This window comes from Stenotrophomonas sp. YIM B06876 (genome assembly GCF_030711595.1).
Taxonomy (GTDB): Bacteria; Pseudomonadota; Gammaproteobacteria; order Xanthomonadales; family Xanthomonadaceae; genus Stenotrophomonas.
Window position 1 is genome coordinate 1 of the sequence record NZ_JAUJUJ010000024.1, and the last position, 23,685, is coordinate 23,685.

The 23,685-nt window shown below is 67.6% G+C and carries 18 protein-coding genes; 9 read left to right on the forward strand and 9 right to left on the reverse strand.

Going from position 1 to position 23,685, the window contains the following annotated elements; genetic code table 11:
- The first annotated feature begins 175 nt into the window (after positions 1-175).
- On the forward strand, positions 176-667 hold the full coding sequence (locus QZH66_RS10450) for a hypothetical protein (RefSeq protein WP_305805881.1): 492 nt from the start codon (positions 176-178) through the stop codon (positions 665-667).
- Between the two features lie 15 nt (positions 668-682).
- On the forward strand, positions 683-961 hold the full coding sequence (locus QZH66_RS10455; protein ID WP_305805882.1) for a DUF4031 domain-containing protein: 279 nt from the start codon (positions 683-685) through the stop codon (positions 959-961).
- A 79-nt stretch (positions 962-1,040) separates the two neighbouring features.
- On the opposite strand, the gene QZH66_RS10460 is transcribed toward QZH66_RS10455, so the two are convergent.
- Entirely contained in the window at positions 1,041-1,583 is a 543-nt protein-coding gene (locus QZH66_RS10460) for a hypothetical protein (protein WP_305805883.1), read from the reverse strand.
- Between the two features lie 141 nt (positions 1,584-1,724).
- On the opposite strand from QZH66_RS10460, the gene QZH66_RS10465 reads away from it, so the two are divergent.
- Positions 1,725-1,973, forward strand: a complete 249-nt coding sequence (locus QZH66_RS10465; RefSeq protein ID WP_305805884.1) for a DUF3297 family protein — start codon at positions 1,725-1,727, stop codon at positions 1,971-1,973.
- 41 nt (positions 1,974-2,014) lie between these two features.
- Here QZH66_RS10465 and QZH66_RS10470 read toward each other — a convergent pair whose 3' ends face one another.
- Together QZH66_RS10470 and QZH66_RS10475 are read right to left on the reverse strand one after the other, a co-directional pair.
- The gene (locus tag QZH66_RS10470; RefSeq protein WP_305805885.1) at positions 2,015-3,658 is read right to left on the reverse strand and encodes a Na+/H+ antiporter; all 1,644 of its coding nucleotides are present in this window, start codon (positions 3,656-3,658) and stop codon (positions 2,015-2,017) included.
- 186 nt (positions 3,659-3,844) lie between these two features.
- The gene (locus tag QZH66_RS10475) at positions 3,845-4,654 is read right to left on the reverse strand and encodes a class III extradiol ring-cleavage dioxygenase (RefSeq protein WP_305805886.1); all 810 of its coding nucleotides are present in this window, start codon (positions 4,652-4,654) and stop codon (positions 3,845-3,847) included.
- 173 nt (positions 4,655-4,827) lie between these two features.
- On the opposite strand from QZH66_RS10475, the gene QZH66_RS10480 reads away from it, so the two are divergent.
- Positions 4,828-5,784: a LysR family transcriptional regulator gene (locus tag QZH66_RS10480; protein WP_305805887.1), complete on the forward strand. Its 957-nt coding sequence runs from the start codon at positions 4,828-4,830 to the stop codon at positions 5,782-5,784.
- Here the strand turns inward: QZH66_RS10480 and QZH66_RS10485 are convergent.
- The gene (locus QZH66_RS10485; RefSeq protein WP_305805888.1) at positions 5,712-8,657 is read right to left on the reverse strand and encodes an EAL domain-containing protein; all 2,946 of its coding nucleotides are present in this window, start codon (positions 8,655-8,657) and stop codon (positions 5,712-5,714) included. The two genes, QZH66_RS10480 and QZH66_RS10485, sit on opposite strands and share 73 nt — an antisense overlap.
- 318 nt (positions 8,658-8,975) lie before the next feature.
- Here QZH66_RS10485 and QZH66_RS10490 point away from each other — a divergent pair, with 318 nt between their 5' ends.
- Positions 8,976-11,084 (forward strand): M13 family metallopeptidase, encoded by a 2,109-nt coding sequence (locus tag QZH66_RS10490; protein ID WP_305805889.1) that lies wholly within the window; start codon positions 8,976-8,978, stop codon positions 11,082-11,084.
- Positions 11,085-11,201: 117 nt separating this feature from the next.
- On the opposite strand, the gene QZH66_RS10495 is transcribed toward QZH66_RS10490, so the two are convergent.
- The gene (locus tag QZH66_RS10495) at positions 11,202-12,131 is read right to left on the reverse strand and encodes an oxygenase MpaB family protein (protein WP_305805890.1); all 930 of its coding nucleotides are present in this window, start codon (positions 12,129-12,131) and stop codon (positions 11,202-11,204) included.
- Positions 12,132-12,448: 317 nt separating this feature from the next.
- On the opposite strand from QZH66_RS10495, the gene QZH66_RS10500 reads away from it, so the two are divergent.
- Positions 12,449-13,051 (forward strand): hypothetical protein, encoded by a 603-nt coding sequence (locus QZH66_RS10500; protein ID WP_305805891.1) that lies wholly within the window; start codon positions 12,449-12,451, stop codon positions 13,049-13,051.
- Positions 13,052-13,255: 204 nt separating this feature from the next.
- Here QZH66_RS10500 and QZH66_RS10505 read toward each other — a convergent pair whose 3' ends face one another.
- Entirely contained in the window at positions 13,256-14,905 is a 1,650-nt protein-coding gene (locus QZH66_RS10505; RefSeq protein WP_305805892.1) for a M28 family metallopeptidase, read from the reverse strand.
- A gap of 535 nt (positions 14,906-15,440) precedes the next feature.
- Between QZH66_RS10505 and QZH66_RS10510 the strand changes: the two genes are divergently transcribed.
- On the forward strand, positions 15,441-18,455 hold the full coding sequence (locus QZH66_RS10510; RefSeq protein WP_305805893.1) for a TonB-dependent receptor: 3,015 nt from the start codon (positions 15,441-15,443) through the stop codon (positions 18,453-18,455).
- A gap of 96 nt (positions 18,456-18,551) precedes the next feature.
- Here the strand turns inward: QZH66_RS10510 and QZH66_RS10515 are convergent, their stop codons facing one another.
- Positions 18,552-20,636, reverse strand: coding sequence for an NHL repeat-containing protein (locus tag QZH66_RS10515; RefSeq protein ID WP_305805894.1), 2,085 nt, complete (start codon positions 20,634-20,636; stop codon positions 18,552-18,554).
- Positions 20,637-20,846: 210 nt separating this feature from the next.
- Positions 20,847-21,617 (reverse strand): lytic transglycosylase domain-containing protein, encoded by a 771-nt coding sequence (locus QZH66_RS10520; protein ID WP_305805895.1) that lies wholly within the window; start codon positions 21,615-21,617, stop codon positions 20,847-20,849.
- A gap of 118 nt (positions 21,618-21,735) precedes the next feature.
- Between QZH66_RS10520 and QZH66_RS10525 the strand changes: the two genes are divergently transcribed.
- Both QZH66_RS10525 and QZH66_RS10530 read left to right on the forward strand, forming a co-directional pair.
- Positions 21,736-22,053 carry a hypothetical protein gene (locus tag QZH66_RS10525; RefSeq protein WP_305805896.1) on the forward strand — a complete coding sequence of 106 codons (318 nt, stop codon included), beginning with the start codon at positions 21,736-21,738 and terminating at the stop codon, positions 22,051-22,053.
- A 135-nt stretch (positions 22,054-22,188) separates the two neighbouring features.
- Positions 22,189-22,440: a DUF6868 family protein gene (locus tag QZH66_RS10530; protein ID WP_305805897.1), complete on the forward strand. Its 252-nt coding sequence runs from the start codon at positions 22,189-22,191 to the stop codon at positions 22,438-22,440.
- 202 nt (positions 22,441-22,642) lie between these two features.
- Here the strand turns inward: QZH66_RS10530 and QZH66_RS10535 are convergent, their stop codons facing one another.
- Positions 22,643-23,554 (reverse strand): hypothetical protein, encoded by a 912-nt coding sequence (locus tag QZH66_RS10535; protein ID WP_305805898.1) that lies wholly within the window; start codon positions 23,552-23,554, stop codon positions 22,643-22,645.
- Positions 23,555-23,685 lie beyond the last annotated feature (131 nt).

Below are 23,685 nucleotides of genomic sequence, written 5' to 3' on the forward strand. Positions count from 1 at the left end.
CGAGCGTGCGCCAGCGCAGACCCCGCCCGCGGTGCAATGAGCTGCGCCAGCGCGCGGCCGCGCAGCGTTTACGGCCTACGCGGGAATGGCCACGCCCGGCGCCGGCCGTGGCCGGCTTCGGAAACCGGCGCCTACGCGCCTACAATGGCGGCCGTTTCCGCAGATTGAATTTGCCATGTCCAAGAATTCCAAGGCCAAGCGCGACCAGCGCAAGAAGCAGCAGCCCAAGCGCCCGATCATGCGCCTGAACAGCCAGCAGCCGGTGCAGAACCATGCGGTGCTGCAGAACGAGGAGGGCCAGGTGGTGGCCGCGATCGGCCTGCAGGGCAGCGAATGGCTGCTGTCCATCGGCGGCCAGACCATGGGCAACGCCGACAACCCGGTGCCGATGCTGGCCATGCTCAAGCACCTGTCCAACGTGCAGGAGAAGGAAGGCCGCACGGTCACGCTGGAATACTCGAGCCAGCTGCAGCAGCTGATCGACGACCTGGCCGCCGATGACGGCAAGAGCGCCGACGAGTACCTGGCCAACCTGGTCGCCGAGTTCGAAGGCGCCGATGACGCTGCGGATGAGCAGGCCGACGACAATGCCGACGCCGCGGCCGCCCAAGACCAGGCCACGGCCGACGCACCCGCCGACGCCGACGCCGACAAGCCGCAGGCCTGAGACGGTCCCTGCCGGGTGAGCGTGTATATCGACGATGCGGTCCACCCCTGGCGCGGTGAGCGCTGGGCGCATCTGATGGCCGACACCCTGCCCGAGCTGCATGCCATGGCGCGGCAGCTCGGGATTCCGCCGCGGGCGTTCCAGAACCGCCCCAGCGGCGCGCATTACGACGTCCCGGCGACCTTGCGTGAACTGGCCATCGGCCTGGGCGCGCGCGCCATCTCGCGCCACACCGACCGCGCCCTGATGAAGGCGGTGATCGCCAACGCGCGGGCCCAGTACCGCAGCGACTGATCCGCCCCGGCGCCAGCCCCTCTCTCCCGGGCGGGCGGCCTTTGTGCCGCAACTGATGCTCCCGCGGCCGCGCGCGACCTCAGAACGGGTCACTGCCCGGGCGCACTTCCACTCCCAGCAGCGAACACAGCGCCAGCATGGCGTCGTCGTCCCGGCTCAGCGCCATCCAGCCACTGAGGCCCGGCCGGCCGGTATCCACGCTCCACAGCGAATAGTTGTGCTCGCGCAGGCGGTCATGGGCGGTCGCCATCAGCGACGGGGCATCCACGCTGGCGGCAAAATCGTCATCGTCCAGATCGCCACCCCAGTCCAGCTGCAGGTTCCAGCGCATTGCCAGTTCGTTGACGGCGGTCATCAGCGCGTCGGCATCGGTACGCTCGACCTCGAAGCCGGATTGCCAGGCAATGGCGGCCATCAACGGCGGCAACCAGTCGCTGTCCTCGTCGATTGCCTCGCCGTTCTCCAGCAGCGCTTCGCGCCAGCGGCTGAACTGCTGCAATGCCAGTTCCTCGTCGCCGGGGTTGATCAGCACGAACAGGTTCCAGATGCGGGCCTCGAAATCGTCCTCGTCGTAATCGCGGGCTTCTTCCTCGAAGTCGAAATAATCGCTGTTGTCTGGCATGGCACTGCATCCGGGTGGTGGCTGGCACGCATTCTGACCGCGGCAGGCGCGCCAAGGAAGCACGGGATTGGGCGCCTGCGGCGGCGCGGTTTATCCTGTGCCGCAGAAGACGGCTACGGTGGCCGTCACCCGAGTTGAAAGATGAGCGATACCCCTCCCGACCACCTGGCGGTCAACCCGCACAGCCCGTTCCACGATGCGGCCGTACTGGAACGCGGCATCGGCGTGCGGTTCAACGGCATTGAACGCGACAATGTCGAGGAATACTCGGTCAGCGAAGGCTGGATCCGGGTGCAGGCCGGCAAGGCGCGCGACCGCCGCGGCAACCCGATGACGATCAAGATCAAGGGCACGGTCGAGCCGTACTTCCTGGAACCGGCACAGAAGTAACTCGCGCGTGCGGCGGCCTCGGCCCGGCCCGCCGTCGGCACTCAGTCGCGCTGGCGGGTTTCCAGCAGGTCCAGATTGCGGATCAGCTTGCGCGACAGTTCCTCGGAAATCAGCCCGCGCCGGGTCAGCCGGAACAGCTCCTCGCGCTCGGCGTTCAACCCGGCCGCGCGCAGGGTGCGGTAGGCCTGCTGCAGGCGCCGGACTTTTTCCGGATCGGCATCCGGGTCCTGGTTCTTTTGCAGATTCTGCTGGTAAAGCAGACTGACCCGCGAGGCGGCCTCGTTGTACAGCGACACGTTGCCGGTGGGCTGGTTTTCCAGCAGCGTCTGGCGTGCTTTCTCCACCGCGGCCAGTGCCGCCTTGGAGGACAGCTTGCGCGCCAGATCCTCTTCGCGCCGGCCGCTGTCATCCTTGGGCAGCTCCAGCCCGCGCAGCAATCGCGGCAGCGCCAGGCTGGCCCCGGCCAGCGAGAACAGGATCACCGCCGCGGCCAGGAAGATGACCAGATCGCGCGCCGGGAAGCCCGCGCCTCCGGGCAGCGCCAGCGGCAGCGTCAGCACGCCGGCCAGGGTGATCGCGCCGCGCACCCCGGCCACCGAGGTCGCCACCACCACCCGCCACGGCATGCCGGTCTCCTGCTCGCCGCGCCAGCGCGCCTTGAACAGGCTGAAGCGCAGGGACAGCGACACCCAGACCAGCCGCAGCAGCACCAGGCCGGCGTTGATCGCCAGCACGTAGACCAGCAGCCACCACGGATTGTGGTGCCCGGTTTCGCCCATGCTGTGGACCGCGCGGTCGACAATGCCCGGCAACTGTTCGCCCAGCAGGACGAAAATGACGCCGTTGAAGGCGAACTGCACGGTGCTCCACACGGCGGCGCGCTGCACCCGCATGCTGCCGCTGATGCGCCCGGTCAGCTCCACGTAGCTCATGGTGATGCCGGCGGCGACTGCGGCCAGAATCCCGGAGGCGTTGAACTCCTCGGCCAGCAGATACGCGGCGAAGGGAATCAGCAGGTTGACCAGCATCGCCGCGCCGGGCTCTTCGCCAAAGCCGCGCCACAGCCAGCGCTGCAGCGTGGAGACGGCAAGCGTCACCCCGAACCCGATCGCCAGCCCGGCCAGCGCCACCCACAGGAACGTCAGCGAGGCCGAGGCCAGCGAGAAGCTGCCGGTCATCACCGCCGCCACCGCGAAGCTGAAGCACACCAGTCCGGACGCGTCGTTGAGCAGCGACTCGCCCTCCAGGATGTGCATCAGCCGCTTGGGAACCGGCACCCGCGCGGCAATCGCGGACACCGCCACCGGGTCGGTCGGCGAGATGATTGCCGCCAGGGCGAAGGCCACCGCCAGCGGCATCACCGGAATCATCCAGTGGATGAAGAAGCCGGCGCCGATCACCGTGAACACCACCAGCCCCAGCGCCAGCTCCAGGATCACGCCCTTGTCGCGGAACAGGCCCTGCTTGGGGATCCGCCAGCCATCCAGGAACAGCAACGGCGGCAGGAACAGCAGGAAAAACATCTCCGGGTCCAGCGTATGGCCGCGCTTGAAGCCCCCGGCAATCACCGCCCCCAGCGCGATCTGCACCAGCGGCAGTGGCAGGGAAAACGGCAGGATCCGTACCAGATAACCGCTGGCGACCACCGCCACCAGCATCGCCAGAACCACTTCAATCGTGTGCATGCCCGGTCCGCGCGATCACCCCCGCACCGGCAGGCTGCTGGCGCAATGGCGAGGGATGAAAGTAACGCCGGAAATTACCACAGCCCCGACGCGGGACCGATGACAGCGCGCGCCTGGAACGCGCCCGCGGCCGGCGGCGCCCCGGGGCGCTGGTGGGACGTTCAACGGCCTGCGCGGAATCGACGCTCAGGCCGCGGGCTGCGACGCGCCATCCCCGTCGAAGCGGTAGATATCCATGGCCAGCATGCCCAGATCGATCCCGGCATCGATGCGCTGCGCACCGAAGCGCTCCGCCCCGGCCGCGCCCATCGCGAAATACAGCGGCAGCAGATGCTCGTCGCTGGGATGGGCCTGCGCGGCGAAGGGCGCCTGCTGGCGATAGTCGAACAGCGCCTCGCGGTCATCGCGCGCGAGCGTGCGCTCGATCCATTCGATGAACGGCCGTACGTAGGGCGCTTGCTTGCCCTGCGGGTAATTGCGCCAGTCCCCCAGGTTGTGGGTGATGCTGCCCGAGCCGATCAGCAACACCCCCTGCTCGCGCAACGGCGCCAACGCCCGGCCAAGCTCGAACTGGTGCCGCGGCCCCAGCAGCGGCTGGATCGACACCGGCACCACCGGGATGCCGGCCTGCGGATACAGAAAGCGCAACGGTACCCAGGCGCCGTGGTCCAGCCCGCGCTGCGGGTCAAGCTGTGGCTGCAGGCCGGCCTGCGCCAGCCGTTGCGCCACTTCGGCCGCCAGCGCCGGGGCGCCGGGTGCCGGGTATTGCAGCTGGTACAGCTCGGCCGGAAAGCCGCCGAAGTCGTGGAGCGTCCGCGGCTGCACCGCACTGCCCACCTGCGGGTGCGCCGCGAGCCAGTGCGCCGATGCCATCACGATCGCGCGCGGACGCGGCAAACCGGCGGCCAGCTCGGCCAGACGTTCGCCGACCAGGCCCGGCTGCATGGCGGTCAGCGGCGAACCATGGGAAATATAGAGGGAAGGCAGACGGCTCATGGGCGCACTCCGGAACGGATCGGGGGACGTCCTCCAGCGCGAACGCGGCGGCAGCGGCGGTATGCCGGGGTGCCGGCGCAATGCCTGCAAGGACGCGAGAAGGCCATGCTATTGACCTCGCCCACTTCGATAAATAACGTCAAGCGACCGGGTTTCTATCAAAAAGAGAAACAATGGACACACTCGATGCCATGCGGGTGCTGGTGGCGGTGGTGGAACGCAATGGTTTCAGCGCCGCCGCCGAGGCGCTGGATATTTCCACCCCGGCCGTGACCCGCCACATCGCGGCGCTGGAAAAGCGCCTGGCCACGCGCCTGCTCAACCGCACCACGCGCCGGGTCAGCCCGACCAGCGTCGGCGCGGCCTACTACCAGCGCTGCGTGCGGCTGCTGGCCGAGTTCGACGAGCTGGAGGCCGCGGTCGGCGCGCAGGCGCTGCAACCGTCGGGGCGCCTGCGGATCAATGCGCCGGTCAGCTACGGCATCGCCCGGATCGCACCGCTGCTGGCCGGCTACCGCGCCCGCCATCCGCAGGTGCAGCTGGACCTGACGCTGTCCGACCGGCAGGTGGACATGGTCGAAGAAGGCTTCGACCTGGCCATCCGCATCACCCGCAACCCGTCCCCGGCGCTGATCGCCCGCAAACTGGGCGATGCCGCGGTGATCCTGTGCGCCGCCCCGGCCTATCTGGCAGCGCACGGCACGCCGGCCACGCCAGGTGATCTGGCCGCCCACCAATGCCTGGCCTACAGCTATTGGGCGGGGGGAGACAGCTGGCTGTTGCAGGGCCCCGAAGGCGAGATCAGCGTCAACGTGGGCGGCGGGCTGCGTGCCAACAACGGCGAGGTGCTGCGCGAAGCGGCCATCGCCGCAATGGGCATCGTCGCCCAGCCGGATTTCATCGTCGGCCAGGCGCTGGCCGGAGGCCGGCTGGTGCGGGTCCTGCCCGATTACCGCATCGCGTCCATCGGCATCCACGCCGTCTATCCCAGCCGCAGCCACCTCGCACCGAAGGTGCGCAGTTTTATCGACTACCTGCTGGAACAGCTCGCGCCGGATCAACCCGACACCGCAGAAGCCTCCAGCAGTTCGACCAGCGCCGGCAGCGGCAGCGGCCGCCCCAGCAGGTAACCCTGCACCTGGTGGCAGCCATGTGCGACCAGCCAGGCGTACTGCCCTTCGGTCTCCACGCCTTCGGCGATCACCACCAGCCCCAGGCTGTGGCCCAGTGCCAGCAGCGCGCGGCAGATGGCGGCGTTGCGCGGGTTGCGGTCGACATCGGTGACGAAGCAACGGTCGATCTTCAGCGAATCCAGCGGCAGGTGCTGCAGGTAGGACATGCTGGAAAACCCGGTGCCGAAATCGTCCAGCGACACGCAGATGCCCTGCTGGTGCAGCTGCTGCAGGGTCTGCAGCGCCTGCGCCGGATTGCGCATCAGGCTGCTCTCCGTCAGTTCCAGCTGCAGGCTGCCGCGCGCCAGGCCACAGGCCTCGATGGCGCGGCTGAACTCGCCGACCAGATCGCTGTTGAAGAACTGCACCGCCGACACATTCACCGCGATCGGCAGATGGCCCCAGCCCAGCCGGCCCAGCTGCTGCTGCGCCTCGGCGGCGGCGGCGATCACCCAGCGTCCGAGCGCGATGATCAGCCCGGTGTCCTCGCACAACTGGATGAAATCGCCCGGAGGGATGAAGCTGCCATCGGCCTGCGGCCAACGCAGCAACGCTTCCAATACTGCCGGACGGCCATCGGCGGCATGCCGGATCGGCTGGAAATGCAGTTCGAATTCGCCGCCGTCAATGGCGCTGCGGATCCGCCCGGCCAGCTGCAGGCGCTCGGCCAGCTGCCGCGCCACTGCGCCGTCGAAACGCGCCATCGCCGCGCCGCTGTCGCGCGCGGCATGCGCGGCCTGCGCCGCCTTGCCGATCACCTGCTCGGCCACCGCACCGTCGGCCGGGCAACTGGCCACGCCGATCCGCGGTTCCAGCTGGTGGAAGAAATCGCGGCCGCGGACCGGTTCGGACACCAGCTCCAGCAGCGCATCCAGTGCCATCTGCGGGTCGTGTTTGCTGTTGATCGCGAACACGAAGTCCTCGGCCGGTTGATAGGCCAGCAGGCCATAGCGCGCGCCCAACCCACCCAGGCGCGCGGCAATGGCGCGCAGCACCTCTTCCCCGGCCTCGCGGCCCAACGCATCGTTGACCATCTGCAGGCCGTGCAGCTGCACGTGGGCGATGGTGTAGCCGCGCGCATCGCCATCGAGCAGTTCGGCCAGCGCACGCACGGTGAGCAGGCCGGTGCCCTGATGGTGGCTGGCGCGATAGGCCAGCTCGCGCTCATAGGCGAGCTGCTCGCTGATATCCTCCGCCAGCACCAGACAGGCACGCACCCCGGCAAATTCCAGCTGCGCCAGATGCGCGCGCACCTTGAACACGGTGCCGTCCTTGCGCCGGTGGATGCGCACCATCGGGCCCTGGGCCTGCGCGTGTGGCGGCTGGGCAATCGCGGCAAGGATGCTGGCCCATTCCGTTTGTGGGCGGATGTCCAGAATCGTCATCGACAGGAATTCATCGCGGCTGTAGCCGTACTGTTCCACCGCCGCGCGGTTGACTTCAAGGAAGCGCAGCGTGGTGACATCGAAAACCCAGAACGGCGCCGGATTGCGGTCGAACACCAGCCGGAACTGGCGCTCGGCCTCCTGCGCCCGCGCCTGGGTCAGGATGCGCTCGCTGACATCGACCACGGCGCCGGTCATGCGCCGCTGCCCGCCGGCCATCGCCACCCGCTCGCCGCGTACCGACAGCCAACGCACACCGCCGCCGGGCAGCACCAGCCGGAACACCGTATCCAGCGGATGGGTGCCGGCCCAGGCCGCGGCCAGCATCTCGCGCAACGCAGCCTGCTCGTCCTGGTGGACGCGGGCCAGGAACGTCTCCAGCCGGGTGTGTTCACGATCCACCGCGAACATCCGCCGGGTGGGCGGCGACCAGCGCAGGATGCTGGCATCGCCCTCGATGAACCACGTGCCGACCTTGCCGACCTGGTGCGCCAGCGCCAGTTCGGCACCGCCCTTGCGCAATTCCTCGGCCAACACCGCCTGGCGTGCGGCGCTGCGGTGCATGCTGGTCAGCAGATAGGCAAATCCGGCCAGATACAGCAGATAGATGGCGATGGCGGCATAGAGATAGCGCCACCACGGCGCCAGCACTTCGTCATAGCCCAGCCCGGCAAACAGCATCAACGGATAGTCATGCGGCGTGCTGACCGCACCGATACGGCGCATGCCATCCAATGGACTGGACACCACCCCGAGTGCCTGTACCTGGTCGGCCGCAGGGAACAATCGTATCGGGCGCGGCAGGGCCCGTTCGACCATCGACGGATCCTGGCTGTGCGCCAGCAGCTGGCCGTAGCGGTTGCTGATCGAAACCACACCGTGGCGCCCGGAATCCAGTCCGCTGACCACCCGCTGCAACATCACCTGACGCACCCGCGCCAGGAGCCACTGGCCCGGCTGCATCGGCACCGCGACCCTGACCAGGGGCGTTTCCCCGGGGATCCTCTCCAGGGCACCGACATACAGCTCGCCGGCCAGGACGCGGTTGCGCGGAATCACCCAGCTTTGCAGGGTCCGGTCCCCGCGGCCGCCGGCAAGCGGCGCCCCATGGTCATCAACCAGGGTGATGCTGGCCAGCCCCGGGTTGCGCTCCAGGATGCCGCGGATGCTCTGTTCCAGCAGCGCGGGCGCATGGACGGGGGCCTGCTCGAAGAACATGCGGCCATCACGGGCGGCGCCGCGCAGGGCGCGTTCCAGCGTCGCCAGCTCCGCGCCCAGCAGGCGATCGCTGCCGGTGGCCAACGCCATGCTCTGCCGCTGCGCGGCGGCGATCCGGCTGTGCCTGTCGTTCCACAACATCAATGCCAACGCGCCTGCCAGCAACAGCGCGATCAGTACCCCGAAACAGGCGGCCATGCGCGTGGGATGGCCCATGTCCACCTTCACCGGCGTTTTCCGCAAAGTAGTGACCGACTGGGTTTCATGACGCGTGGCGGCGGCCTTCGATAGTCTCAAGGGAATACATCTCGGCGTACCCGGCCACGAATCGTGACAGCGTGCACACAATCAGCGTAGCCGGGCGGGCAGCGGCAACCTCCGCAAGCGACAACGCTTTCCTACACCGCCGACAGCATGCCCCACGGCCGTGACCGCGGGAAGAGCGGGCTGCATCCGTCGTGCCGCACCACATGGCCCGCGCGGTCGGCACGACGGTGGCGCGCGCGCAGGTCTAGACTTGCGGCTTACCCTCGCATGGAAATCGCCATGACCCTGCATCGCCCCCTGCCTGTGCTCGCCATCAGCATCGCGCTGTCGCTCAGTGGCTGCGGCCGTGACAGCACTCCGGTCGTTACCACCACGCCGGCGCCCGCTGCCGCGGCCAGCGCCGCGGCACCGCAGCTGGGTACCTTCGGCTTCGATGTGGGGGGCATGGACCGCAGCGTTGCCGCCGGCGACAACTTCTACGATTACGCCAACGGCAACTGGGTGAAGAACACCCAGATCCCGGCCGACCGCTCCAGCTATGGCAGCTTCAATGTCATTGCCGAAAAGACCCTGGCCGACACCCGCGCCATTCTCGAACAGGCGCGTGACAACCCCAGCGCCCGCGGCGAGGCGAAGCAGATCGGCGACTACTACGCTGCGTTCCTGGACGAAGCCGCCATCGAGTCGCACGGCCTTGCGCCACTGCAGCCGGAACTGGAGGCGATCAACCAGCTCGCCGACAAGACCGCCCTGGCCCGCACCCTGGGCGGCGAACTGCGGGCCGATGTGGACCTGCTCAACGCCACCAATTTCTATACCGACCGCCTGTTCGGGCTGTGGGTCTCGGCCGACCTTCTGCAGCCCGGGCGCAATGTGCCGTACCTGGTGCAGGGCGGGCTGGGCATGCCGGACCGCGACTTCTACCTGCAGGGCGGGCGCATGGCCGAACTGCGCGGCGCCTACCAGGGCCATGTGGCCAGGATGCTGGAGCTGGCCGCGGTGCCGGATGCCGCGGCCAAGGCCCAGCGCATCGTCGCGCTGGAAACCAGGATCGCCCGCGTCCACGCCACCCAGGAGCAGACCAATGATGTCGAGAAGGGCGCCAATGCCTGGACGCAGGCAGACCTGCGCACGCAGGCGCCGGGGATGGACTGGGCCGCATTCCTCGAGGCGGCCGGGCTGAATGCACAGCAGGACTTCATCGTCTGGCAGCCGGCGGCGGTGCGTGGCATTTCCAGGCTGGTCGCCAGCGAACCGCTGGCGGTGTGGAAGGAATACCTGGCCTTCCACGCCCTGGATCGCGCCGCACCGTACCTGCCCAAGGCCTTCGCCGAGCAACATTTCGCTTTCCACGGCACCACCATGAGCGGCACCCCGCAGCAGAGCGAGCGCTGGAAGCGCGCCGTGGCACAGACCAACAGCGCGCTGGGCGAGGCGGTCGGCAAGATCTACGTCGAGCACCACTTCGACGCCAGCACCAAGGCCCGCGCCGACGCGATGGCCAAGAACATCATCGCCGCCTTCGCCAAGCGCATCGACGCGCTGGAGTGGATGTCGCCACAGACCCGGGCGCACGCCCAGGCCAAGATCGCCGGGCTGACCGTGGACATGGGCTATCCGTCCAAATGGCGCGACTACAGCGCGCTGGAAGTCAGGCGCGACGACGCGCTGGGCAATGCCGAACGCGCCTCGCTGTTCGACTACCGCCGCAACCTGGCCAAACTCGGCCAGCCGGTGGATCGCAGCGACTGGGCGATGCTGCCGCAGACCATCAACGCGATGAACGTACCGCTGGAAAACCGGCTGGTGTTCCCGGCGGCGATCCTGCAACCCCCGTTCTTCGACGGCGCCGCCGATGACGCGGTCAACTACGGTGCGATCGGCGCGGTGATCGGTCACGAGATCAGCCACGGCTTCGACAATGCCGGCGCCCTGTTCGACGAAACCGGCAAGTTGCACAACTGGTGGACGCCGCAGGATCTGCAGCGGTTCAACGCCGCCGGGGCGGCCTTGGCCGCGCAGTTCAGCAGTTACAGGCCGTTTCCCGATGCGGCGGTCAACGGGCGGCTGACGCTGGGTGAGAACATCGCCGACGTGGCCGGGCTGGCCACCGCCTACGACGCCTACCGGCTGTCGCTGCAGGGCAAACAGCCGCAGACGCTGGAAGGTTTCAGCCCGGACCAGCGCTTCTTCCTCGGCTTCGCGCAGATCTGGCGCAGCAAGATGCGCGAGCAGGCCTTGCGCAATTCGCTGCTGACCAACGTGCATGCACCGGGCCAGTTCCGGGCGCTGACCGTGCGCAACCTCGATGCGTGGTACCCGGCGTTCGAGGTCAAGGACAGCCAACAGCTGTATCTGGCCCCGGAACAGCGGGTCAGGATCTGGTAACAGCACGCCCGGCGGGTCGGGGAAAACGGGCGCTGCGGCGCCCGTTTTCTTTGCTGCCGGCCCGCCACGAGCTGCGGGCCGGGATCCCGCCAAGCCCGGTCATGACCGGCCTCGCCTCTACGGGGCGGGTGGCGGCCAGTGCAGCAGCCGCTGCGGGTCCTGCCCGAGCCTGCGGCAGGCACGGTTGGCGATGCCATCGCCCAGCGCCACCCGGAACAGCGGCGCGGCGCCGCGCAGCATCCTGGCCGCCATGGCCGAATGAAGTTGCTGGGCCCGCGTGCGCCCGATCCGCGCGGCAGCCCAGTCCGGCAGCAGCGCCGCGCCGGCGGCCAGGAACAGGTCGCGTGACACCCCCGGCAGGGGCACCGGCAGACGCACGGCACCGAGCACTTCCAGCACCTCGCGCGAGCGCGCATCCATGCACAGCTGCGGTTGCTGGCGGGCGAAGTAGTCCTGGACCTGCGCCTGGCTGGCGGGCACGTCGCGCGCGCCCAACGCCTCGGCCACCCGCCGGTACTCGTCGTAGTAACGGTCGGCGATGGCGGCCGGCACCTCACGGCAATAGCGGCGACACCCTTCCAGGAAGCCATAGGCCTCGGTGACATGCACCCAGGTCAGCAGCGCCGGATCATCGGCCGCATAGCGGCGGCCATCGGGCAGCTGGCCGTAGACACTGGCGTGGATGCGGCGCACCCGCGCCACCAGCTTTTCCACCGCCGCGGTGGGGCCGTAGCTGGTACCGGCGACGAAGGCGGTGGTGCGGCGCAGCCGCCCGACCAGATCCTGGCGGAAGTTGGAATGGTCATAGACGCCAGCCAGCACCAGCGGATGCAACAGCTGCAGCATCAGCGCGCACAACCCGCCGGCGAGCATCCCGGGGAATTCGCCATGCACCCGCCAGGTCACGCTGTCCGCGCCGAACCAGCCCGGATCACCGGCAGGATGGTCGTAATCGATTCCACCCTGATCGCGGGGAAAAGCGTCCAGCACCCAACGGCGGATGGGCGCGGCGGCGGCGGCGGAAACTCGGCGGGGAACTGGCGGCATGGCCCTTTCGTAACGGCCCGCCACTGCGCAGCCACCGCGCGCGCATTCGCGGAATCCATGCCCCGGTGCGCCAGTCAGCGGCGCGCAGGGCGATTGTGCTGGCGCAACATTCCAGCTGCGCACGCGGCCCGCATGCCGCGGTTTGCACGATGCCGCGTCGCAAAAATTCCGGGGCCGGGTGAGCCGGCGGGGTCGGCGCCGCAGCTGCCTTCGCACCTTCCCCATTGCCAAGCCGCGTGAAAGTGCTAGAACTGGAACCGCCTGACATGCTCACGCCGTATCCGCCGCTCGTTCCAGTGTTCTGCAAGGAGCTCAATATGATCACGTTGTTCAAAGGTTTGGGATTGTTGTTGCGGGACAACGAGCTGTACCACAGCCCGTTCGAGAAACAGGTTGCGCACTGGAAGAACCTGAGTGAGGAACAGATCCGCAGCGAAGTGGCGTTGCTGGCCAAGGCCAAAAGCCAGTGGCTGGTGGCTTCGATCATCGGCTGGCAGGCCGCCTCGCTGCTGATTCTCGGCCTGATCACCAACTACCTGTGGCGCGATGATTTCCAGATCAGTTTCACCCGCGTGGTGATCGTGTTCGGCTCGTGGGTGTCGATCCTGTTCGTGATCTGGTTCATGGCCAACATGTTCGACCACACCGCCGGTTTCGAACGCTGGATGCGGGCGTTCAACAGCCGCGCGCGGATCAGTTCCGATGTCGACAGCGTCGAGACCGTCGCCGATGCGCTGGAAATGTTGAAGCACTACCCGGAAGTGCTGGACTACAAGCAGGCGGTCAGCGCCAGGCGTGAACTCCGCCACGAAGATGTCGTGATCATGCGTGAGCTCGGACGCATGCGTCAGCATTCGGAACTGGTCGGCAAGCTCAACCATGTCGGCGAGGATGGCCTGCGCCTGCAGCCGGCGTTCTGACCGCAGCGCGCGCAATGGAACTGCCTCTGTCGCCGCGCACCGTCGCGGCGACAGTGTTTTGGCGGCCCTGTCGCGCGCCGGGGCAGGTCGGGCGGCGCTGCGGCATGCCCGGCGGCCGCCTGCACACTGGCCGCGCAGCCAGGATCCGGATACGACAACGGCGGACAGTGACCTGCCCGCCGTTGACAGGTGCTCGATTACGGCTTATTTGCGCTCGGCCGCGCTGGCGTCACGGACCGCGCGGAACGGTTCGGCCGCGTCCCATGCCGGCCACTGCCGCGAATTGGCCAACTGTGAACCCAGGGTGTAAACCACTTCCAGATCACGCGCGGCACCGGCAAAGGTCCAGTCCGGCTGCCATTCGTCGCCCTGCTGGTGGTAACGCTTGGCGGTGTAGTCGTCCGAGGCCCGCTTGCCGGCGGCAACGCCGCCGTCCACCCAGTCCTGGCCCGCCGAATACGACAGCGCCGGGACCCCGCGTTTGGCAAACGGGAAATGGTCGGAGCGGAAGAACAGCCCGGCCTCCGGTTTCGGGTCAGCGGTGTAGCGGATGTCCCAGCCCTTGGCCACATCCTTGAGCTGGTCCAGCAGCTCCAGCTTGGCCGAGCCGTAGATGCCGAAGTCGCGCGACGGGCCGAACGGCGCCATGCCGTCCATGTTGATCACCGCCACGGTCTTGCCCAGCGGGTACAGCGGATGGCTGGCGTAGTACTCCGAACCGAGCAGGCCCTTCTCCTCGGCGGTCACCGCCAGGAACACCACCGAACGCTGCGGGCGCGGCTGGCCGGCAAAGCCGCGGGCCAGTTCCAGCAGCGAGGCGGTGCCGCTGGCGTTGTCGAGCGCGCCATTGAAGATGCGGTCGCCGCGGGCATCGGGTTCACCGACCCCGATGTGGTCCCAGTGCGCGCTGTAGATGACGGTTTCGTCCGGATATTTGGCCCCTTCCAGACGGGCGACGACGTTGTGCGAGGTGATCACCTCGTTCTTGACCTGGTAGTCGGCCGAGAAGGTTTCGCCCTTCAGTTCGACCGGCTTGAAGTCACGCGACTGCGCCTGCTTTTTCAGTGCTTCGAAATCCAGCCCGGCCTGCTTGAACAGGTCCACCGCCAGATCGCGCTGGATCCAGCCTTCCAGCGGCGGATGCGCCTGACGCGGGTTGTCGCGCACCACGTCGAACATGGTGTTGGTGTTGGAGCCGGCCACCGTGGCCCAGCCGTAGGACGCCGGTGCGGTCTCGTGCACGATCAGCACACCAGCCGCGCCCTGACGCGCACCCTCCTCGTACTTGTAGGTCCAGCGGCCGTAATAGGTCATGCCCTTGCCGTCGAAGTCGCCAACGCCGGATTCGAAATCCGGATCGTTGATCAGCATCACCGCGATCTTGCCCTTCAGGTCCACGCCCTTGAAGTCGTCCCAGTTGCGCTCCGGCGCCTTGACGCCATAGCCGACGAACACCAGCGGCGCATCCTTGATCGCGACCGCGCTGTCGCCGTTCATCGCGGCGCGCACCGCGATCTGCTGGCCCTGGGCCAACGTCTGCGTCTTGCCGCGGCTGCGCAGCGACAATGAGGGCGTGCCGACGATATCGCCCTTGAGCAGCGGCACCGCCTGCGTCCACAGACGCTTGCCGTCCTTGAGGTCCCCGCCCGGCTGCAGGCCGGCGGCGGCGAACTGCCTGCTCAGATAGGCGACGGTCTTGTCTTCGCCCGCGGTCGCCGGCGAGCGGCCTTCATAGGCATCGGAGGCGAGCTCCTTCACGTCGGCGGAAATGCGCGCACCGTCGAACCTGGGCGTTGCCGCCAGCAGCGCGCTGGAAATCGAAACCGCCAGCACGCCAATTACCAATCGCTTCATCAATTCTCTCCACAGCGGAACCAATCCGGGCTCGAGTGTAGGCGATGCCCGCGGCGTTGCAGCACAGGCGCTGCAGCAGACAGGCCGTGCCGGTATCAGCCGATTGGATCTGCCGCCGCAGCCGCTGCCCCGGACGCCGCCGGCCTCGCCGCCTGTTCCGCTGGCTTGCGCCTGTGCGCTACGGCGGCGGCCGTGACTGCCGGCTCCACCGCTCCCACTTGTGGCGAAGCCCGATCGCACCGGGGCGGAACTGCGCCGCCGGATTCGCGCCGTCTTCGATACGGCTGGACAGCCAACCCGGCGGCGCACAACGAAATTTAGAGGTAAAAGCGGCCAATTACCTAGCTGCACATGTTTCAAAAAAAACTCGTTCAATAACAGTCGCTTGTAGATTTTTTTCACTTACATTTAACTTAAAAAGTCAATATTCATTAATTTCCCGTTCAAAAATAAGTTAGCCTGCGTTCACCTTGTTTGGGTGGCTGGCGTTTTTCTGCCCGGCAAGCGCTTATCAAATTCATCGAGAGAGAGAGTAATGATCAAAGGCAAAACGATCCGGCGCGCCTCTTTGAGCGTTGCCTTGGGCCTGTGCATCGCTTCTGGCGCCTATGCACAGTCCAACGCCTCCGGCTCCATCTTTGGCAACGGTGGCCAGCCCGGCAACACCGTCATTATCCGCAACGTCGATACCGGCTTGAGCCGCGAAATCCGCGTAGACAGCAGCGGCCGCTACAACGCCTCGGCACTGCCGGTCGGCAAGTACGAGGTCGTACTGAAGAACAACGGCGAAATCATCGCCTCGCAGCCGAATGTGATGGTGCAACTGGGCTCGGGCAGCGAGATTTCGTTCGGTGTCGCCGGGGGCGGCAGCGCGACCGACATGGAGCGGATCGAAGTCCGGGCCAGCGCGATGTCGAAAATCGACGTGTCCTCGACCGATACCCGTTCGGTGTTCACCGCCGAACAGATCGCCAAGATGCCGATCGCCCGCAACATCAATGCGCTTGCGCTGCTGACGCCGGGTGTCGTCGCCGCTGACTCGCGTTATGGCAACGTCGCTTCGTTCGGCGGTTCGGCCGCTTCGGAAAACGCGTTCTACATCAACGGCTATGCGGTCACCAATCCGCTGACCAACCTGGGTTCGACCACGCTGCCGTTCGACGGCATCAGCCAGTACCAGGCCATCACCGGCGGCTACGGCGCCGAGTTCGGCCGTGCCACCGGCGGCGTGGTGAACATCATCACCAAAAGCGGCACCAACGAGTTCAAGGCCGGCGGCCAGGTTCTGTGGGCACCCAAGAAGGGCCGTGCGCACTCGCGCAACCTGTATTACCCGAAAAACGGTACCGCAAGCGACGGCTTGATCTACCAGCACCTGAGCGACCAGGAAACCGAATCGCTGACCTACAGCGCCTATGTCAGCGGTCCGATCATCAAGGACAAGCTGTTCTTCTACGCCGCCGGCGAATTCGAAGACCAGGATCGCACCACCGTCTCGGCCCGCTCCAATACCGGCTCGGGCTTCCAGAAGCGCAACTATGAAGTTCCGCGCTGGCTGGCAAAGCTGGACTGGTACATCACCGACAACCACCTGCTTGAACTGACCGGCATCTCGGACAAGACCAAGCAGACGATGTCGTCGTACGAGTACAACTACACCGGCAACAACGTCTTCAATCCCGGCTCGAAACAGAACGCCGGCTACTACTATGAAGATGGCGGCGAGCTGTATATCGGCAAGTACACCGGCTACCTCACCGACAACCTGACCCTGTCCGCGCTGTACGGCAAGCAGGACCAGAAGCACATTGCCAATCCGTGGGGCTACGATCCGTCGGTGGTCTACGTCAGCGATGCCCGTGCCGGCTCCACGCCGGTCCGCTTCGGCGCCTACGATCAGCTCAGTTTCCCGGATGCCTACGACAAGACCGATGGCGGCCGTATCGATCTGGAATGGCGCCTGGGCAGCCATACCCTGCGCGGCGGCTACGACGGCCAGAATTCCGAATCACGCGCCGGTGAAGCCACTGCCGGTCCCGGCTATCGCTGGCAATACAATTCGGTCGGCGCAACCAATGCCAACCAGAACATTCCGGGCAGTGGCGGTGCGCGCGGCCCCGGCGGCAATGGCGACTACGTGATCAAGTACGTGTACGCCAACGGCGGCACCTTCAAGGTCGAGCAGAAGGCGTTCTATCTGGAAGACCGCTGGCAGGTCACCGACAACGTGCTGCTGTCGCTGGGTTTGCGCAACGAGAGCTTCCAGAACTTCAACGCCGACGGCATCGTCTATGTCGAACAGAAGAACCAGTGGGCCCCGCGTATCGGCGCAAGCTGGGACGTCTACGGTGACGCGTCGCTGAAGGTGTTCGGAAACGCCGGCCGTTACCACCTGGCCATGCCCAACAACGTCGCGCTGCGCGGCGCGGCCGGTTCCACCTACACGATGGAGTATTTCTCCTTCACCGGCATTGATCCCAACACCGGCGTGCCGTTGGGCACCACGCCGCTGGGCAACGGCCCGTATTCGTCCAACCAGGAATACGGACAGGCTCCGGACCCGGCTTCGGTCGCCGCCAAGGGCCTGAAGTCCCACTTCCAGGACGAGTTCGTGCTCGGCTTTGAGAAGCAGCTCAGCGAGTCGCTGACCTTCGGCGCACGCTATGTCTTCCGCGACCTGAAGAGTGCGATCGATGACATGTGCGACTGGCGCCCGGCCTACAACTGGGCCATCGACAATGGTTACTCGGTGGACGTCGCCGAAGCACTGGGTGACGGCCTGAACAATTGCCGCCTGTTCAACCCGGGTGAAAGCAACACGTTCCAGCTGGATGACGGCACCGGCAAACTGATCACCGTGCCGTTGAGCGCCAAGCAGCTGGGCTTCCCGAAGCTGAAGCGCCGCTACCAGGGCGTGGACCTGTTCCTGGAGCATGGCTTCGACGGCAAGTTCTACGGCAAGGTCGACTACACCTGGTCGCACAACTACGGCAACGCCGAAGGCCAGCTGAAGTCCGACGTGGCCCAGGGCGACGTGTCGCAGACGATGGACTGGGATCACCCGGAGCTGATGTTCCACGCCAATGGCAACCTGCCCAATGACCGCCGCCATTACCTGAAGGCATTCGGCTTCTACCAGTTCAGTCCGGAATGGCGCTTCTCGGCCACCTTCACGATGATGTCCGGTCGTCCGAAGAACTGCACCGGCATCTACGCCGGTCCGGATCCGGATGGCGAGTTCTCCGATACGGTGGAATACTCCGGTCCGTACTACCGCTACTGCAACGGTAAAGTCCAGCCGCGCGGTTCGGCCGGTACCACGCCGTGGGTCGGTCGCCTGGACCTGGGCACCGCCTACCGCCCGTCGTTCGCCAATGACAGGCTGGAATTCTCGGTGGACCTGTTCAACGTCACCAACTCGCAGACCGCGCAGAACTTCATTGAATACGGCGAAATCGGCTCGGTCGGCAATCCCTATGCGCAGACCAACCGTGTGATCAGCTACTCGACCCCGCGCTACGTGCGGTTCGCAGTGCGTTACGACTTCTGATCCAACCAGGCTCCACGCAGCACTTTGAACCCGGCCTTGTGCCGGGTTCTTTTTTGCCGCGGAAACACGGCGTCGCACACGTGATTTGCCCGGCCCTCAGATGAGGCGGATCGGCAGATCGCGCCCGGCCACCGCTTCATTGCCGCTGTAGTCGCGCGCGATGATGCGCAGGGTGTAGTCGCCTGGCGGCAGCTCGGAGGGCTGCCACAGGCCGCTGGCCAGGGTGCCGTCACGCACGGTGTTGGTCAGCACGTAGCGGAAGCGGGTTCTCGCGCTGCCATGCACGGTGATGCCGCTGTCGGCGGCGTAGGCCAGCTTCACCGCTTCGTTCTGCGGCGGCATCCGGTTGAATTCGATGTTCATGCGCGGCGCCTCGTAGCCGGGCAGCGCGCGGCCGTGTGCATCGAGGATCTGGTAGCCAAGCGCATACAGGCCGAGCCGGCGGCGCGGCAGATTGTGGTCGACCTGGTCCCAGGCTTCGACCACCAGTTGCAGGCCGCCCGCCTCGCGCGGTACCCGCAGCCGCCCGTCGCTGCGCTCGCGCAGCGGCTGGTCGGCCGCATCCAGCAAGGCGATGGCATCGATCTGCGGCGGATAGTGGTCGGCGTAGCCGGTGAACCCCAGCCGCACCGCATTGCGTTCGTAGCCGGTCGGCCCCACCGCCAGATGCACATGCGCCTGGCGGTTGATCGTGCCCAGCGCATCGCCGGCGGCGAAACGGGTGCCGCGGCGCACGCGCACCCGCGCCAGCTGGCCGGCCTCGTCGTAGGAAAACTGGAAGCGCGCATCCAGCGGCCGGTTGCCGGCCTCGCGGCCGACCTTGATATGGAGGTAGTCCAGGCTGTCCAGCGACAGCCCTTCGGCCTGTCCGTCCAGGCTCCAGGTGGCCACCGGGCTGCTGACCTTGGCATCGGCGATCGCCAGCACCCGCTGGCCGACGTCGCCGCGGATATCCAGCCCGCTGTGCAGGTGATGGCGGCTTTCGCCCCTGAAATTGCCGCGCACCTCCCCCAGCGTGCCGACCACTTCGTGCCAGCCCTGCTGCGGGGCCAACGGCCAGCGGCCCTGGTTGCGCGGCAGCGGATTGTCCGGCGCCGGCCCGACGGCTGCCCGCGACGGGGCGCCAGCGTCGGGCACCGGGGTCAGGTGGTGCAGGCGGTAGCCGTCGGCATCGCTGAGCAGCACGCTGCCATCGGGCGCCAGCGCAATGCCCGCCGGACGCGCAAACCGCGCCGACGGCTCGTCCCCGGCGATGGCGACCCGGTGCCCGCCCGGCGACACCTGCACCACGCGCCCGCCCAGCCGCTCGGCCACGTACAGCACGCCGTCATGGGTGACGGCCAGGGCCATCGGCCCCCACAGCACCCGCTCGCCGCCGGGCCCGCCAATCCGGGTGCTGACCACACCCGCGGGACTGACGCCGCGGATGGCGTCGTTCCCCAGATCGGCCACCCACAGCGTGCCGTGCGCGTCCAGCTTCAGGTCGGTCGGAGTATCGAAGCGGGCAACGGCGCCCCGGCCGTCGGCATGGCCGGGACGATCGCCCCCGGCCAGCGTGCGCACGCGGCCATCGGTTTCGATCACCCGGATGCGGTCGTTCCAGGTATCGGCCACATAGATCCGGCCCTGGTCATCCACCGCCACGCCCATCGGGCCGTTGAACTGTGCCCGCGCGCCCCTCCCATCGACAGCGCCGGCGGTGCCATTGCCGGCCACGGTGCTGACCTCGCCGCGTGGGCTGACCTTGCGGATCGCATGGTTGCCGGTATCGGCCACGTAGAGGTTGCCATGGCGGTCCAGCGCCAGCCCCGAAGGGGTGTTGAACGCGGCAGCCGCACCGGTGCCATCGGCAAACCCTTCGGCCCCGCCGGCCAGGAGGTGGAAGCGGCCATCCAGCCAGCGCCGGACAATGCGGTTGTTGTCACCGGCATCGGCGACGTAGAGGCTGCCACCGGTGTCGATCGCCACGCCCCAGGGGTCGCTGAAACGCGCCTGCGCGCCGTCGCCCGCGGTGTTTCCGGCGATGCCGTCACCGCCCAGCAGCACGATCCCGGCCCGCCAGCCCAGGGCGGTCGCCGCCGGCGCTGTCCTTTCCGGCGCCGGTTCCGGCAGCAGGTAACTTGCCGCCAAGGCAAGCCCTGCCACTGCCACCACGACTGCCACTGCGCGCTTGCGATTCATGCCTGTCCGCCCCGTTCACGACCGGGCACGATAGACGTTCAGCCGCGGCAGCGGAACCGCACCGCCCGTTGCGGCCGGTTTGCCAAGTGCGGGATCGCCCCGGGTCATGCGGCCATCCTTGGTGGCGGTGGTGCGGGTTCCGGCCTTTCCGGAAAAACCCGCGCAGCGACCGGTGCCGGTGCCGTTTGCGCGACGGCCGCCGCTCACCGATTACGGTGCCGGCCGCTCCGGGCCGGTGCCCAACGCCTCGCGGTAGCGGGTATACAGCGCCAGCACCTTGTCGATATAGCGGCGGGTTTCCGCATAGGGCGGCACCCCGCCGTAGTGGCTGACCGCGCCGGTGCCGGCGTTGTAGGCAGCCGCCGCCAGCGTGCGGTTGCCGTCATAGCGGCGCAGCAGCGACTGCATGTGGCGCGCACCGGCGGAGATCGACTGCTGCGCCGAGAACGGGTCCTTCACCCCGTAGGCGCCCGCCACCTCCGGCATCAGCTGCATCACTCCCTGCGCGCCCTTGGGCGATACCGCAGCCGCATCGAAGGCGCTTTCGGCATGGGCGACGGCGCGCAACCAGGCATCGTCCACCCCGGTAGCCTTGGCCGCGGCACGGAACTGGCGGCTGTATTCGCCCAGCCGCGGCTTGCCGACCCGGCCCAGTCCGGCATGCGCCGGTTCGCCCGGCGGCGTGGCCACGGTGAACTTCAGGTAGGCCCGTGAACCGGGCAGGTTGCGGGTTGAATATTCCAGGCGCCCCTGCTGCTCGCGCTCGTACAGGGTGCCGCTGAACACGCCGAAATCGCCCCACAGGTTGGGGGTCTGCACCGCCGCGTCATCCACCGTCATCGCCTTGCACTTCGATCCGGGTTCCGGCGCGGTGGCCAGACTCACCGTGCCGCCCTGTACGCAGCGATATACCGTGCGCGCGACGGCCGGGGCGGCCGGCAGGCACAGCAGGACCAGCACAATGGGCAGGACACGGGGCATGCACGCATACCGGGGACGGGAGGCGGCGCGATGCTGGACCTGCCCCTGCTAACCGGAGGTGATGGATCCAGCCCGACGGGGTTCACAATGGTGGGCCTTCCGCAAACACGAGAGCACCATGGCCACCGGCGCCTGTCCCGTCATCGATTACGTCACCCCGCTGTTCAATGTTGGTCAGAACCTGACCGTCAGGCGCGGCACCGAGTGGCATGGCGTTCCTGAAGCGCGGATGCAGCTGGCCCATGGCCAGCTTTCGCCGCCGCGGCCGCTGCAGACCGAAGTGCGCCGGTTCGACACCCTGGTGGCGGCCGACCTGCAGCATGAACATGACCCGCGCTGCCGCACCCCGGAGGGCCTGCTGGCTGAACTGCAGCGCATCTATGAAGGCTTTAGCGCCGAGGAAACCGTGACCCTGGTGCGTTTCACGATGGAATGAGGTGGCACCGGCGCCGGTACCTGTCCGTGCGTTGCCGCGCCGTCATTTCGCGTTGCTATCGGCCAGCGCCGCGCTCCGGCACGCGCGGGCGACCGGCCGCTTCCCCGTTGCTGGCTGCCATTGGAGGAAACCGTCATGACCTTTGAATTTCTGTACCGCGTCCTGCTCTGGTCCCTGGCGATCAACTACGCCGTGCTTTTCGCCTGGTTCGCTGTATTCATCATCGCCAGAGACTGGATGCGCAGGTGGCACGGCAAGTGGTTCCACCTGGCGGATACCACGTTTGACGCCATTCATTACAGCGGCATGGCCTTTTACAAGATCTGTATCTTGCTGCTCAACCTGGCCCCGCTCATCGCACTTTGCCTTGCCGGCGGTGGCCGCTGACAATCCGCGGCGGCGACCCCGCTGAACTCGCACGCACGCTCGCCATTGCGCCGAGATACTCCGCAGCGGCAGGTCGCCCCGGTCCCACACGCGCACCGCAGTGGAAGCTGGCCCGCCTGTCCTCGTCGGGCGCCTTCGAGGCGAAGCCCGCCCGTCGGCTCCGCCAGGGAACGACCCGCTGGCCTGCAACGCCGGCAGGCGCTCAACCGGCGCAGGCGGCCAGCTGCCGCTCGGCATACCACAGCGCGCGCCGTGCCAGATCGTAGGCGCTGTCGGCAGCCCTGGGCAGGGTGTGTTCGGCTTCCACCGGGTCGGCGCCATGGCCGTAGCGGTATTCCAGCCGTTGCAGTTCATCCACATGCTTCAACACCGGCGCCATCCAGTTTTGCCGCCGCGCCGGCGGGCAGGGGCGGTAGCGTCCATCCAGCTCCCCGATGCGGGCGCGGATACGGCGGCTGGCGTCGCCGGCCAGCCCCGGCGCCTTTTCAAAACGGACCGGCGCGGCCTTGTAGGCATCCCCGGTGGCTTCACTGCCCAGATCCGAGGGCCGCTCATGCAACGCGGGGTTGAACGCCACTTCCGGCGGCCTGCGGGCCTCGGCCATCTGGGTGTCGCGGCCATACAGCAGGCGCTGCGTCCGCGACTGCGTGGTACCGGCCGCCTTGCCTGAAAACAGGTGGGCGGTGGCACGTTCACCCACGCCACGCTGCAACGGGTCGCGATGCTCGAACACCCGCGCCGCCGCATCACCATCCATCGGCGCCTCCGCATTGCCGGGGGCCAGCTTCACCCGGCCCTGGTCATCGATCAGCGACAGCCTGGCGGGTGCGGGTGCGGCCACTGGCGCGGCAATGACCTCCACCGCCGCGGGAGCGTACCGCGGCGCTGCCGTTTCCGGCGCAGGCGCTGCCGGGTCCGGCAATCGCGGCGGTGGCAGCGCTGGCGCCGGCTCACGACTGAACAGGCGCAACTGCATCCGCGCCTCCCGCCCCGGCGGCAGGCCCGCCTCGGGAAGCCGCAGCAGCACACGACCCAGCAACAGCAGCATCAATGCGGCCACCAGCACGGCGCTGGCCTGTGCCCAGGTGTCTGTTGCGGAGTCCGGTCTGCGCATGCCACTCCTGGGACGGGATTATCGATCGCGGGCCCTCCGCGCACGCCGGCTGGCCAAGACCGGAACAGACCGCCGCCGGCCGGCCGAGTTCCCCGGACGCTCCGCTCCGGCGCACCCGCCGCAGCCGCGCT